The 13,629-nt window shown below is 67.2% G+C and carries 11 protein-coding genes and 1 riboswitch; of the genes, 5 read left to right on the forward strand and 6 right to left on the reverse strand.

What is annotated here, in order from left to right:
* Positions 1–111: 111 nt before the first annotated feature.
* The gene (locus FYM52_RS10205) at positions 112–1,083 is read right to left on the reverse strand and encodes a tripartite tricarboxylate transporter substrate binding protein (protein ID WP_154164009.1); all 972 of its coding nucleotides are present in this window, start codon (positions 1,081–1,083) and stop codon (positions 112–114) included.
* Positions 1,084–1,213: 130 nt separating this feature from the next.
* Positions 1,214–2,134 (reverse strand): LysR family transcriptional regulator, encoded by a 921-nt coding sequence (locus FYM52_RS10210; RefSeq protein ID WP_154164010.1) that lies wholly within the window; start codon positions 2,132–2,134, stop codon positions 1,214–1,216.
* A gap of 70 nt (positions 2,135–2,204) precedes the next feature.
* On the opposite strand from FYM52_RS10210, the gene FYM52_RS10215 reads away from it, so the two are divergent.
* Both FYM52_RS10215 and metH read left to right on the forward strand, forming a co-directional pair.
* Positions 2,205–2,693, forward strand: coding sequence for a PACE efflux transporter (locus FYM52_RS10215; protein WP_154164011.1), 489 nt, complete (start codon positions 2,205–2,207; stop codon positions 2,691–2,693).
* A gap of 147 nt (positions 2,694–2,840) precedes the next feature.
* Positions 2,841–2,950, forward strand: a riboswitch (S-adenosyl-L-homocysteine riboswitch).
* Positions 2,951–2,988: 38 nt separating this feature from the next.
* On the forward strand, positions 2,989–5,727 hold the full coding sequence (gene metH, locus FYM52_RS10220; RefSeq protein ID WP_154164012.1) for a methionine synthase: 2,739 nt from the start codon (positions 2,989–2,991) through the stop codon (positions 5,725–5,727).
* A gap of 47 nt (positions 5,728–5,774) precedes the next feature.
* Here the strand turns inward: metH and FYM52_RS10225 are convergent, their stop codons facing one another.
* The 3 genes from FYM52_RS10225 to FYM52_RS10235 form a co-directional block, all read right to left on the reverse strand.
* On the reverse strand, positions 5,775–6,224 hold the full coding sequence (locus FYM52_RS10225) for a hypothetical protein (protein ID WP_043378690.1): 450 nt from the start codon (positions 6,222–6,224) through the stop codon (positions 5,775–5,777).
* Between the two features lie 405 nt (positions 6,225–6,629).
* Positions 6,630–7,010 (reverse strand): hypothetical protein, encoded by a 381-nt coding sequence (locus FYM52_RS18770; protein ID WP_043378236.1) that lies wholly within the window; start codon positions 7,008–7,010, stop codon positions 6,630–6,632.
* A gap of 220 nt (positions 7,011–7,230) precedes the next feature.
* Complete coding sequence (locus tag FYM52_RS10235; protein ID WP_051519301.1) at positions 7,231–7,722, reverse strand: copper resistance protein NlpE N-terminal domain-containing protein; 492 nt, start codon at positions 7,720–7,722, stop codon at positions 7,231–7,233.
* 124 nt (positions 7,723–7,846) lie between these two features.
* Here FYM52_RS10235 and FYM52_RS10240 point away from each other — a divergent pair, with 124 nt between their 5' ends.
* A complete protein-coding gene (locus FYM52_RS10240; protein ID WP_154164013.1) occupies positions 7,847–8,908 on the forward strand; it encodes an NAD(P)-dependent alcohol dehydrogenase in 1,062 nt (353 codons plus the stop codon).
* 104 nt (positions 8,909–9,012) lie between these two features.
* Here the strand turns inward: FYM52_RS10240 and FYM52_RS10245 are convergent, their stop codons facing one another.
* On the reverse strand, positions 9,013–11,043 hold the full coding sequence (locus tag FYM52_RS10245; protein WP_154164014.1) for an acetate--CoA ligase family protein: 2,031 nt from the start codon (positions 11,041–11,043) through the stop codon (positions 9,013–9,015).
* Positions 11,044–11,574: 531 nt separating this feature from the next.
* On the opposite strand from FYM52_RS10245, the gene argE reads away from it, so the two are divergent.
* Positions 11,575–12,735, forward strand: a complete 1,161-nt coding sequence (argE, locus tag FYM52_RS10250; RefSeq protein ID WP_154164015.1) for an acetylornithine deacetylase — start codon at positions 11,575–11,577, stop codon at positions 12,733–12,735.
* 40 nt (positions 12,736–12,775) lie between these two features.
* A protein-coding gene (locus FYM52_RS10255; protein ID WP_231907183.1) for an IS5 family transposase occupies positions 12,776–13,575 on the forward strand; the annotation gives its coding sequence in 2 pieces (ribosomal slippage) (positions 12,776–13,039 and positions 13,042–13,575; 798 coding nt in all).
* The last annotated feature ends 54 nt before the right edge of the window (positions 13,576–13,629 follow it).

Raw genomic sequence — 13,629 nt, forward strand, 5'->3', positions numbered from 1 at the left:
GCCGCCAGGGGCGGGGTGCTGCTGGAGGGAGGAAGGGCTTGGGTCACGCGCCGACTGTAGTGCAAAACCCGGCATGCCCGTGCACGGCCGGGGGGCGCGTGCGCCGGTGGCTCAGAGCTGGATGTTGGCCTGCCGGATGATGGCGGCGTTGTTGCGGCTTTCCTGCTGCAGCAGGGCGGCAAATTCCTGCGGGCTGTGGTGCAGGGCCACGTTGTCGGTGCTGCGCAGCGTGTGCTGCACGTCGGCGGCGGCCAGGGCGCGCTGCACCTCCTGGTTCAGCCGGGCCACGATCTCGGAGGGCGTACCGGCGGGCGCCATGAAGCCAAACAGCGAGGTCAGGTTGGCCGCGGGCACGCCCAGTTCGTCCAGCGTCGGCACCTGGGGCTGGTTGGGCGCGCGCTGCGGGCCGGTGGTGGCCAGCACGCGCAGGCGGCCTTGTTCGATCAGGCTGTTGATCGTGCCAAAGGGGTTGCCCAGCATGACCTCGAAGTGGCCGCCGGCCGCATCGTTCACGGTCTGGCCCACGCCCTTGTAGGGGATGTGGGTGAAGCGGGCGCCGGTCTGGGCCTGGATCTGCTCCAGCATGATGTGCCCGACCGAGCCCATGCCCGAGGTGGCCATGCGGATGCTGCCAGGCTGGGCCTTGGCGCGCGCCAGCAGCTCCGGCCAGTTGGTGGCCGACAGTGCGCTGGTGCCTAGCACATAGACCGGCGAATACATCATCGGGGCCACGGCCACGATGTCCTTGAACGGGTCGTAGGGCAGCTTGCCCAGGTGGGGCGACAGGGTCAGCGGGCTGATGGCGCTCAGGGCCAGGGTGTAGCCGTCGGCCGGGGCGCGGGCCACGTCGGCCATGCCCAGGGTGCCGCCGGCGCCGCCCTTGTTCTCCACCACCAGGGCCTGGCCCAGTTGCTGGCCCAGGTGTTCGGCCAGCTTGCGGCCCACGCTGTCGGTGACGCCGCCGGCGGCGTAGGGAATCACCACGCGCACCGGGCGGGTGGGCCAGGCGGTTTGCGCCAGCACGCTGCTGGGCAGACCCAGGGCGGCGGCACTGACGGAGAGGAACTGGCGGCGATCGATCATGCGGGGGACTCCTTGGTGTGGGGCGGGGCAGACAGGCATGCTGGCGCACCGCGGTCACCCCCTCAAGAGGGTGGACCCGAGGCCGTCAGCCGGTGCCCCCCACAAGCAAGGACAGTGCCGCGCCGTGCGGTCAGGGCGAGCCCCCCCAGGGCGCGTGCTGGCGCAGCCCCTGCACGAAGTGCTGCGCCGCCAGGCCCAGCGGCCGCTGCTGGGACCACACCCAGTCGACGAACAGGCGCGTGCCGTTGCTCAGGTTCTGCATGGGGATCTCCAGCAGCGTCTGGGCCGCGATGTGCGATTCCACCAGGCCCTTGGGCAGCCAGCCCCAGCCCAGGCCGGCGCTGATGAGCTGCAGCGCCGCCTGGTGGCTGTCGGTGCGGCACAGCTGGCGCGAGAAGACAAAGCGCGGGTCGGTCTGCTGCAGGTCGCGGCTGGCGACGAGTACCTGGCGCTGGCCCAGCAGGTGGTCCACGCTCAGGCGCGCGCTGGTGCCGTGCAGGGCCTGCTGCGCCTGCCACGGGGCGAAGTGCGGGGCCATCACGGCCACCAGCACCTCGTGGCCCATCTCCTGGAAGTCCTCGCGGCCGTCCAGGCTGCTGCGCTCGAACACCAGGGCCAGCTGGGCCCGGCCGGCGTGCAGCAGCTCCAGCGCATCGGCCTGCGGGGCGACCAGCACTTCCAGCGCCAGGGCCGGGTAGCGCTCGGTCACCGGGCGCAGCGCGTCGGCCCAGGGGGTGGTCAGCAGCTCCGGGGCAATCGCCAGCGTCAGCCGCTCTTCCAGACCCTGGTGCAGGGCCAGGGCCTGCTGGTTCAACTGCTGCAGCTGCTGGGCCAGCAGCCGGGCCTGGGGTTCCAGGGCGCGCGCGGCGGCCGTGGGCGTGGGCTCGCGGCCCCGGCGGTCGAACAGCTGCAGGCCCAGCTCGGCCTCCAGCTGGCCCACGGCCATGCTGACGGCGGAGGGCACGCGCCCCAGCTGGCGCGCGGCGGCCGAGAACGAGCCGGTGTCGAGCACGGCCAGGAACAGCGGCACTTGTTCGGGGGGGAAGGGCATGGCTGACCTATCAATAAAACTGAAATAACCTAACTTTTGCTGTCAATTTTATGAACATACACTGCGCCGCATGTCTGTTTCTTCCGTGTCTTCTACCGTGTCAGTTGCTTCCCAGGCCGTGGGCCTGCAAGGCGCCAAGCGCCGCATCGTGTTTGTCGGTCTGTACGAGCTCATCGCCATCGTGGCCTCCAGCCTGCTGTTCATGGCCATCGGCCAGGGCGCGGGCAGCTCCGGCGCGATGGCCGTGGTGGCCTCGACCCTGGCCATCCTGTGGAACCTCAGCTTCAACTGGCTGTTCGAGCGCTGGGAGGCCCGCCAGGCCACCAGGGGCCGTTCGGTGCTGCGCCGCGTGGTGCATGCCGTGGGTTTCGAGGGCGGCCTGGCGCTGATCCTGATCCCGCTGATGGCCTGGTGGTTCGGCATCTCGCTGTGGGAAGCCACGGTGCTGGAGGCCGGCCTGCTGGTGTTCTTCCTGATCTACACCTACGTCTTCAACTGGTGTTTCGACCGTGTCTTCGGCCTGCCGGCCTCGGCCCAGGTGCTGGCGCCCCAGGCCTGATCTCCGTTTTTGATAGCTGCCGGCGCTGACTGCATAAGCGCTGGTGGCCAAAAACACCTTCCATCGCCCGCCAGCGCCCCCGCCGTCACCGGGCATAGCGCATGCAGGCTGCCGCAATCCGCCGCAGCCCTCTAAAATCATGGGCTTCGCCCCAAGGAGCGCTGCAGCAGCGCGCGAGCCAGTGATTGGCTGCGCTGTCAGGCTTGGGGCCTGCGGCTGTTGTGCAGCAGCCGCCACTGCAACGGCGTTCACCTGTTCCCACGATTGACTGAGTTTTTTCACACAGGTGAGTGCGATGACCGTTGCTGCCCCCGTTTCTATTCCTCCCATGCGCCTGTCGGGCCTGGAGCCCGTGTTCATCGGCGAGGACACGCTGTTCGTCAACGTGGGCGAGCGCACCAACGTCACCGGCTCCAAGGCCTTTGCGCGCCTGATCCTGAACGAGCAGTACGAGGAAGCCCTGGCCGTGGCGCGCCAGCAGGTGGAAAACGGCGCCCAGATCATCGACGTGAACATGGACGAGGCCATGCTGGACAGCAAGGCCGCCATGGTGCGCTTTCTGAACCTGATCGCCTCCGAGCCCGACATCGCCAAGGTGCCGGTGATGGTGGACAGCTCCAAGTGGGAGGTGATCGAGGCCGGCCTGCGCTGCCTGCAGGGCAAGGGCATCGTCAACTCCATCTCCATGAAGGAAGGCGTCGACGAGTTCAAGAAGCACGCCAAGCTGGTCAAGCGCTACGGCGCGGCCGCCGTGGTGATGGCGTTTGACGAAAAGGGCCAGGCCGACACCTTTGCCCGCAAGATCGAGATCTGCGAGCGCGCCTACCGCATCCTGGTCGATGAAGTCGGCTTTGCGCCCGAGGACATCATCTTCGACCCCAACATCTTCGCCGTCGCCACCGGCATCGAAGAGCACAACAACTACGGCGTCGATTTCATCGAGGCCGTGCGCTGGATCAAGCAGCACCTGCCCGGTGCCAAGGTGTCCGGCGGCGTGTCCAACGTCTCGTTCTCTTTCCGCGGCAACGACCCCGTGCGCGAGGCCATCCACACCGTGTTCCTGTACCACGCGATTGCCGCCGGCATGGACATGGGCATCGTCAACGCCGGCATGATCGGCGTCTACGACGACCTGGAGCCCACGCTGCGCGAGCGCGTCGAGGACGTGGTGCTGAACCGCCGCCCTGATGCCGCCGAGCGCCTGCTGGAGATCGCCGACAGCGCCAAGGGCGCCGCCAAGGACGACAGCAAGAAGCTGGAATGGCGCGGCACGCCCGAGGCCCCCAAGACCGTGGGCGAGCGCCTGGCGCACGCGCTGGTGCACGGCATCACCGACTTCATCACCGAGGACACGGAAGAGGCCTACCAGCAGGTGCTGGCCAAGGGCGGCCGTCCGTTGCACGTGATCGAAGGCCCGCTGATGGACGGCATGAACATCGTCGGCGACCTGTTCGGCGCCGGCAAGATGTTCCTGCCCCAGGTGGTCAAGTCCGCGCGCGTGATGAAGCAGGCCGTGGCCCACCTGGTGCCCTACATCGAGGAAGAAAAGCGCCAGCAGGAAGCCGCCGGCCTGGACGTGACCAGCAAGGGCAAGATCGTCATCGCCACCGTCAAGGGCGACGTGCACGACATCGGCAAGAACATCGTCACCGTGGTCCTGCAGTGCAACAACTTCGAGGTCATCAACATGGGTGTGATGGTGCCCTGCCACGAGATCCTGGCGCGCGCCAAGGCTGAGGGGGCGGACATCATCGGCCTGTCCGGCCTGATCACCCCCAGCCTGGAAGAGATGCAGTACGTGGCCGGCGAGATGCACAAGGACGACTACTTCCGCATCAAGAAGATCCCGCTGCTGATCGGCGGCGCCACCTGCTCGCGCGTGCACACCGCCGTGAAGATTGCGCCCAACTACGAAGGGCCGGTGGTCTATGTGCCCGATGCCTCGCGCTCGGTCAGCGTGGCGCAAAGCCTGCTGGGCGAGGGCAAGCAGGCCTATCTGGACGAGCTGGGCGCCGACTACGACAAGGTGCGCAGCCAGCACGCCAACAAGAAGAAGACCCCGCTGTGGCCCCTGGACCAGGCGCGCGCCAATGCCGCCGTGGTGGCCCACACCCCCGTGGTGCCACGCGTGCTGGGCCGCCGCGTGTTCAAGAACTTCGACCTGGCCGAGATCGCCAGGTACATCGACTGGGGCCCGTTCTTCCAGACCTGGGACCTGGCCGGCCCTTACCCCGCCATCCTGCAGGACGAGATCGTCGGCGAGCAGGCGCGCAAGGTGCTGGCCGATGCCCAGGCCATGCTCAAGAAGATCATCGAAGGCCGCTGGCTGCAGGCCAACGGCGTGATGGGCCTGTTCCCCGCCAACCGCGTGGGCGACGACATCGTGTTCTACACCGACGAGTCACGCAGCCAGGTGCTGACCACCTGGTATGGCCTGCGCCAGCAGACCGAAAAACAGGCCGTGGACGGCGTGCTGCGCCCCAGCCGCTGCCTGAGCGACTTCGTGGCCACCAAGGATTCGGGTATTGCCGATTACGCCGGCCTGTTCGCTGTCACGGCCGGCATTGGCGCCGAGAAGAAGGACAAGGAATTTGAAGCCGCGCTGGACGACTACAGCGGCATCATGTTCAAGGCCCTGGCCGACCGCCTGGCCGAGGCCTTTGCCGAATGCCTGCACGAGCGCGTGCGCAAGGACCTGTGGGGCTATGCCGCCGACGAGCAGCTGAGCAACGAGCAGCTGATCAAGGAGCAGTACCAGGGCATCCGCCCCGCGCCCGGCTACCCTGCCTGCCCGGACCACACAGCCAAGATCGACCTGTTCAAGGTGCTGCAGGCCGAAGAGATCGGCATGACGCTGACCGAAAGCCTGGCGATGAACCCCGCCTCCAGCGTCAGCGGCTTCTACATCGGCAACCCCGAGGCCAGCTATTTCAACGTGGGCCAGATCGGTGAAGACCAGCTGGCCGACATGGCCGAGCGCCGTGGCATGGACATCGACGCATTGCGCCGTTTCCTGGCGCCGAATTTGGGGTGACATCGCCCAGAGGTAAAAAAGGCCGCGTCAGCGGCCTTTTTTTGTTGTTATGTGCCTTGCTCTGCAGCAACCGTTGGTTGCCCCTCTTTTTCTGCACTACGGTCAAACACCAAACTCTTGCCGAAAATGAGTTGAATCCAAGTGGGATAGGTGTATGCAGTGCCTTTGTTGTGATCGATGATGGCGCCAATCCCGCCACCCAGGATGATGTTGCCGAACATGCCCCCGTTGGCTCTGGAGATGGCGCGGCCTGTGGCGTCGTTCTGTTCAGCTGTTTTGCAAACAATATCAAGATCCTTGCTGGATCTTCGAATCTGCACGGTTTCTCCTGATTTGGTGCTAAAGCTACCGTAGTCGTTCGTCAGCTTGCAGTCGGCGCCAGTGACCAGTTTGCCGTCCACTGTTTTGGTTTCAATTCTTACGGGGTGCGTCGAGTCGTTGACAACCGATGCGCAGCCCGTCAGCCACAGGGCGGCTGTGAGTGCTAAATATTTCAAGATGTATCTCCTCCGGCGCGCAATATAGCCGAGTTGCCTTGCCGCTTTGGCACCGGACAACAAGCCGCACTCCATACCGTTTGTGGTGGCTACAGCATCACGTCAACCCGGGTGTATGGCACTCGGTTTGCAAGACGTTAGGTTTGTGCCTGTCTGCCGCCAAGCGTTTTTGTCTCGTGGAGATGTTGATCTTGCTGTGCAGAAAATTCCAAATACCTCAACGACATGCGTCGCACTGTGCGTTGTGCGCGCCAGGCGAGCAACGACTTACCGCATGGGCGGTGTCGCGGTGGTGCAGGTCGCAGGCGCTGCGGTGGACTGAAAAAGAGAGCTGCTTGCGCTTGCTGTGCAAGCGCTACAGGCCAAAAAGGCTTGCAACTTGCAGGCGCCCACCCGCAGGCCGGCTCAGTACGGTGCCAGCTGGATGTTGGCGTGTTCGTCGTGCCGGCCGGTGGTGCTGAGCAGGCGGCGGCCCTGGGCGTCCTGGACGATGAAGCGCACGGGGTCCTGCGGGTCGCGGATGGCGGTCAGGGCGACTTCGCGCACTTGCTGGCCCGACAGGATGACGCCGGTGGCGCGCGGTTCGTGCGGGGGGAAGATCAGGCAGGAGTTGCCGGTCAGCTGGCCCTGGGCGCACTGTGAGGTGCCGTAGAGCTTGGCGGGCTTGCCGAGGTATTCGATATCGATCCCGGGTGGAAACATCAGGGTCTCAGGCAGGGCGTGCTCGTCAAAGCACCCGGACAGAACGAACGCAGCGGCCAGTGCCGCCCAATGTGGCAAACGCATGAACAATTTCTCTTGGCAGCACGACTGAAACCGTTTTCAGCCCGATGGCAGCTGCGCGGGGCAGGCCTCGAAGTGCCAAAGTTTAACAATTGTTACTGCATGCAAGTGAATGTGTGGTGCCGACACGCCGGCCTGCGTGTCCCCCGCGTGTCCGGCGGGGGCGACACCATGGGCCGATGCGGTGCCGCCAGGGCGGTCCCAGGGGGCGGGGCGGCGTGCCTTACTGCGACAGGCTGGTCTTGCGCAGGCGGTAGGCGGGGGTGCTGGTCAGGGCGGCGCCGGTGTGGCGGTCGCGCAGTTCGATCCAGCCTTCGGCCACAAAGAAGCGGTAGGCCGGGGGCTCGGCCTCCTGGCCCAGCGTGACCATGCTGCCGGCGGGCGGGTCGAAGCGGAAGGGGCCCTGGTAGGTCTGGGCCGGTGTGGGCTCGGCATCGCCGCCCAGGCGGCGTTCGCGCACCACGGCGGTCTGGTCGGCGCGCAGCTGCACGCTCATGGCAATGCCGGGGCAGCCGTTGCAGGGCAGGATGGCCTGGTAGGTGCCGGCCCAGTCCAGCATGGTCTGCGGCACGTCCCCCAGCGGGCCGCGGCCCAGCAGGTCGATGCGCGGCGGCGGCACGTTTTCGGTGGGGGGCGGGCTCTGGCAGCCGGCCAGCAGGGCCGCCGTGGCCAGCGACAGCAGAAGGGCCCGGCGGGCGGTGGGGTGGTGCGTCATGGGCAGGAACGATAGCGTTTTTTAATGGTGGTTGTGGCCATGCTAGGGACAATGGCCGTGCTGCCTATCGCCCCGGCCAGTGAAAGCATGTAGGCCATTTCTTACCCCTGCACAGGAGCATTCCATGAGCCAACCCACCCGCGGCTATGCCGCACAGTCGCCCACCAGCCCGCTGGGGCTGTTTCACTTTGTGCGGCGCGACCCGCGTCCCGAGGACGTGGTGATCGACATCCTCTACAGCGGCGTGTGCCACTCGGACCTGCACACGGCGCGCAACGACTGGGGGGGCACGGTCTATCCCACGGTGCCGGGGCACGAGATCATCGGCCGCGTGCGCGCCGTGGGCAGTGCGGTACAGCGTGTCCAGCCCGGTGACATGGTCGGTGTGGGCTGCATGGTGGACAGCTGCCAGGCGTGCCGCGCCTGCGCCAAGGGCTGGGAGCAGTACTGCGAGCGCGGTGCCACCTACACCTACAACAGCGTCGACCGCGTGGATGGCAGCCCCACCCAGGGCGGCTATGCGGAACAGATCGTGGTGCGCCAGGAATTCGTGCTGAAGGTGCCCGGCGGGCTGGACCTGGCCGGTGCGGCGCCGCTGCTGTGTGCCGGCATCACCACCTGGTCGCCCCTGCGCCACTGGAAAGTGGGTCCGGGCAGCCAGGTGGCTGTGGTCGGCCTGGGCGGGTTGGGGCACATGGCCCTGAAGCTGGCCAAGGCCCTGGGGGCCGAGGTCACGCTGTTCAGCCGTTCCCCCGGCAAGGAGGCCGACGCCCGGCGCCTGGGCGCGGACCGGGTGGTCATCAGCACCGACAAGGCGCAGATGAAGGCGGTGCGCGGCCAGTTCGAGCTGATCCTCGACACCGTGCCGTATGCCCACGACCTCAATCCCTACACGCCCACCCTGGCCACGGGCGGCACGCTGGTGCTGGTGGGCTTTCTGGGCAGCCAGGAGCCGCCGCTGAACACCAGCGCCCTGGTGGTCGGGCGCAAGGCGCTGGCGGGCTCGCTGATCGGCGGGATCGCGGAGACGCAGGAGATGCTGGATTTCTGTGGCCAGCACGGCATCACCGCCGATACCGAGGTGATCGCGCTGGAGGACATCAACGTCGCCTACGAGCGCATGCTGCGCAGCGATGTGAAGTACCGGTTCGTGATCGACATGGCGCGCTTCGCGGGCCAGGGTTGAAAAGGCTTTTGCAGTCCGCGCGTGCCTGAGGGGTGAAAACCATCTTTCAGGCACGTCCCGTCTACGCAGTCAGCAATGAAAGCTGAAAAGCTCTGTGCAGGCGCTCAGCGCGGGTCCACACCGCTTTGCTGGGCGATCACGTCCAGCACCGGCAGCGGCCATTGCTGGGCCCAGCCGGCGGCGGCCACGCCCAGCCAGGCGTACAGATCCCATTGGGCCTGCTGGGGCGGGAGGGGCAGCCGGGTTTCGGTGGCGCCGTCGGCGCAGACCACCTGGCCGTCGCGGAGGAAGGCCACGCTGCCCTGCTGGCGGCGGTGCGACTGCAGCACCGGGTGCTGTTCATCCGGGTGCACCCAGACCACACGGCCGGGGCAGGTCGGCGCCAGGTCTTCCAGCGTGGCGTCGCCCGGGGTCAGCACGGCCGTGCCGCCGGGGCGCACGCTGCGCAGCTGGGCCGCCAGCACGCGGCGCTGCACGGCGGCGTCGGTGCCGGATTCGGGCTGGATGATGGCCAGGTCGCACTGCGCGTAGGCCCAGCCGTCCTGCACGGCGGTGTCCAGGTCCTGGGCAATCACCGCGGCCGTGACGGCGCAGTGCATCAGCACGCGCTGGCCGGCCGAGGGGGCTGGGCTGGCGGGCGGCAGCATGCGCTGGGCCTGCAGGTACATGGCATCGCCGCTGGCCACGCCCGTGGTGTGGCCCTGGGCCTGCTGCCAGACGGCCAGGGTCTGCGCGATGCGCAGGCCGGTGTCGGCTTCGGCCAGGATGCCGGTCACGGGAATGCGGCCGTCGGCCGGGTGCGGGAACAGGTGGGTGCAGATGGCCTCGCCCACGGCGCGCGGCTGGCCGTGCACGGGGTACAGGTGCATCAGCAGGCTGGGGCCGGCGTTGACTTCGACGATGGCGCCGCCTTGCTCCAGCATGGGCTGGCGGATGTCCTGCAGCACCATGTCGATGCCGGCAATGTCCAGGCCGATGGTGCGCGCCGCCATGATGGCGTGGTGGGCCACGTCGGGGTGGACTTCGTCGGTGCAGTCCACGGTCAGGTTGCCGGTGCGCAGCAGCAGCACTTCCTGGCCGGCGGCGGGCACGGATTCCGGCTGCAGCTGCTGGCGCTGCAGCTCGACCAGGATCTTGGCGTTCTGCGACAGCTCGATGCGCTCCAGCGTCATGTCCACCAGGCAGCGTGGGTGCTGGTTGATCTGGGCTTCCACCAGCTCGGCCACGGTGGACTGGCCGTCGCCGACCACGCCCAGGGTCTCGCCGCGCGTGGCCGCCACCACCTGGTGGCCGACCACCAGCACGCGGTGCTCATGGCCACGGATGCAGCGCTCCACCAGCACCTGGGTGCCTTCGCGCTTGGCCAGCTGCCAGGCGGCTTCGATCGAGGCCTGGTCCACCAGGTCCAGGCTGACGCCGCGCGCGCGGTTGCCGTCCAGCGGCTTGACCACCACCGGCACGCCCAGGCGCTGGGCGATCTGCCAGGCCTGGGCCGGCGATGCGGCCAGGTCGCCCTGGGGCGTGGGAATGCCGGCATTCGCCAGCAGGCGCTTGGTCAGGGCCTTGTCCGAGGCGATGTCCTGGGCGATGGCCCCGGTCTGGTCGCTCTCGGCCGTCCAGATGCGCTGTTGTGCCGCCCCCATGCCCAGCTGCACCAGGTTGCCCTTGGGGAACAGGCGGTAGGCGGGCAGGTAGCGCTGCAGGGCGGCGTTGGCGATGCAGGCGGTGCTGGGGCCCAGGCATTCCTCGTCGATCACGAAGCGGATGCGGGCCAGGGCGGCAGCCCATTCGACCGCGCGCTGCGTGGCGGACAGGGCCAGCAGTTCCAGGGCCTGCTGCAGCACGCAGCGGCCCAGGGCGGCCTCGCTGGCCTCCAGCACGATGGTGCCGCGGCCATTGGACTGGGGATGGCCTTCGCACACGCGGTCCGGCAGGGCCACGGCCTGCAGCAGGGCGTGCAGCAGCTCTTCGAGCTGGGGCCACAGGGGCGGCTCCATGTCGAGCAGCTGGGCCTCCAGCACCGGGTGCGGGCTCCACAGGTTGTTGCCCGTCCAGTGGCGGGTGCGCAGGACATACGCCTGCTGGCAGTTGTGCACTTTCTCGATGTGCGGGACAGAGGGGTTGAGGACGCGCATAAGCAAGCCTTCAGGGTCTGAAACGGGGGGTGTCTGCTGGCCGTGGACCGCGCTGCCAGGACCAGCAGGCGCGGTGCAGGGTACCACCGGCGGTGGTGTGCCAGCACACGGGGAAAAGGGGTGCGTTGGACGCAGGCATAGACGCAGGCAGTGGCGGGGCCAGGGGGTCAGCGGCGCTGCACCAGGGCAGGCCCATCCACGCGCAGCGGCATGTGAATGTCAGTCATACGGGACTTTCCAAGCCCAGCCCACGTGCGCGGACTGCTGGCTTGCGGTGTGGGGCCTGTTCAAAAGAGCGGAGCGATGCCGCCGGGCAACCATTGTCTGCCATCGCTCCATCGGCAGAAAACAACGGGCGCCAGCTTAACAGGATGGCGGGCCATCTGGGCAACAGTCCGCCAAGGGGCGGGGTTTGCCACGCCGGGGGCAGGGGCGATGGCCGCCCGGGCCGCCGGCACAGCCGGGCTGCACCGTACACTCGCCGTGAGGCCCGGCGCGGTGCGCCCGGGCGGATTGCCGAGCGACCTTTCCATGACCACACCCCACACCCGCAACTGGCTGCAGACCCTGGTGGCCTTCGACACCACCAGCCGCAACTCCAACCTGCACCTGATCGAGCATGTGCGCGATGCGCTGGCCGCGCACGGCGTGCCAGTGCAGCTGTTCAAGTCGCCCGACGGCGCCAAGTCCAACCTGTTCGCCACGCTGCCGGCCCAGGATGGCGGCACCCAGGGCGGCATCGTGCTGTCGGGCCACACCGACGTGGTGCCGGTCGACGGCCAGCAGTGGGACACCGACCCGTTCGCGCTGACCGAGCGCGGCGGCCGCCTGTATGGGCGCGGCACCTGCGACATGAAGGGCTTCATCGCCGCCGGGCTGGCCCTGGTGCCCGAGTTCCTGGCCATGCCGCGGCGCAAGCCGCTGCACTTTGCCCTGTCGTACGACGAGGAAGTGGGCTGCATCGGCGCGCCCGTGATGCTGGAGCAGCTGAAGCTGCAGGGCCAGCGCTTTGACGGCTGCATCGTGGGTGAGCCCACCAGCATGCAGCCCGTGGTGGCGCACAAGGGCATCAACGTGTGGCGCTGCAAGGTGCATGGCAAGGCGGCGCATTCCTCGCTGACGCCCAGCGGCAGCAACGCCATCGAATACGCGGCGCGCCTGATCTGCCGCATCCGCGACCTGGCCGAGGCCTTCAAGGCCCAGGGGCCGTACGACCCGTTCTTCGACGTGCCCTACACCACCATGACCACCAACCGCATCAGCGGCGGGATTGCGGTCAACACCATCCCCGAGCACTGCGAGTTCGCCTATGAGTTCCGCAACCTGCCCGGCATGGCGCCCGACGACATCCAGGCCCAGGTGGAGGCCTATGTGCAGCAGGATCTGCTGCCACGCATGCGCCGCGAGTTTGCCGAGGCGCGCATCGAGTTCGAATCGCTGGCCGGCGCACCGTCCTTCGACAGTGCCGACACCGAGGCCATCAACGTCCTGGTGCAGGCGCTGACCGGCGACCGCGAGAAGCGCAAGGTGGCCTACGCCACCGAGGCCGGCCTGTTCCAGCAGGCTGGCATCCCCAGCGTGGTCTGCGGCCCCGGTGCCATCACCGAGGCGCACAAGGCCAACGAATACGTGGAGCTGGCGCAGCTGGCGCGCTGCGAGCAGTTCCTGCGCAAGCTGGCACAGTCGCTTTAAGAACGTGTTTACGATCCTTCTATGACTCGACAATAGCCGAGTGAAGAGAAAGCCCTACGCCAGCGACGTCAGCAGAGAGAAGTTTGCGCAGATCGAGCCGCTGCTGCGCAGCGTGCGGCGCACCACGAAGCCGGTGACGGTGGACTTGTATGAAGTATTTTGCGCAGTGCTTTACCTGCTGCGCACAGGCTGTCAGTGGCGCTTCCTGCCACCGGAGTTTCCCAAGTGGCAAAGCGTGTACGCCTACTGGCGCAAGTGGAGTGAGCCTGACCAGCACGGTGTGAGCGTGCTGGAGCAGGCTTTAAAAAAAAACAGGTTGGCGCGGCCCGCGAGAAACTGGTGCGCAACGCATGCAGCGCGTTCTTGATCGTGGACGCGCAGAGCGTGAAGAACACGGACACGGCGGCCCTGAAGGGCTATGACGCAGGCAAGAAGGTCTCGGGCATCAAGCGCCACATCGCGGTGGATGCCCAGGGCTTGCCGCATGCCATAGCGGTGACCACGGCTGAGGTGACGGATCGCAAAGGGGCACTGCAGGCGCTCAAGCGCTGCAAGCCCAACCTGGGCCGAGTGCAAAGTGTGCTGTGCGACAGCGGCTACACCGGCAAGCCTTTTGAGCAGGGTGTGCAGGACATTGTGGGCGAGCACGTGACGGTGCAGATCGCCAAGAGGAGTGAGCTGCACACCTTCAAGGTCATGCCCAAGCGCTGGATCGTCGAGCGCAGCTTTGCGTGGCTGGACAAGAACAGGAGGCTATGGAAGAACTGCGAGCGGCTCTTGAACACCAGCCTGCAATTCGTCCACTTGGCTTTCCTGGCCCTACTGCTCAGGAGATCGTAAACACGTTCTAAGCATTAAGGTCCAAACAGGCTGCAGCGCTTGCCCTGCTTGCGC

This window comes from Comamonas sp. CAH-2 (genome assembly GCF_009668305.1).
Taxonomy (GTDB): Bacteria; Pseudomonadota; Gammaproteobacteria; order Burkholderiales; family Burkholderiaceae_C; genus Comamonas; species Comamonas aquatica.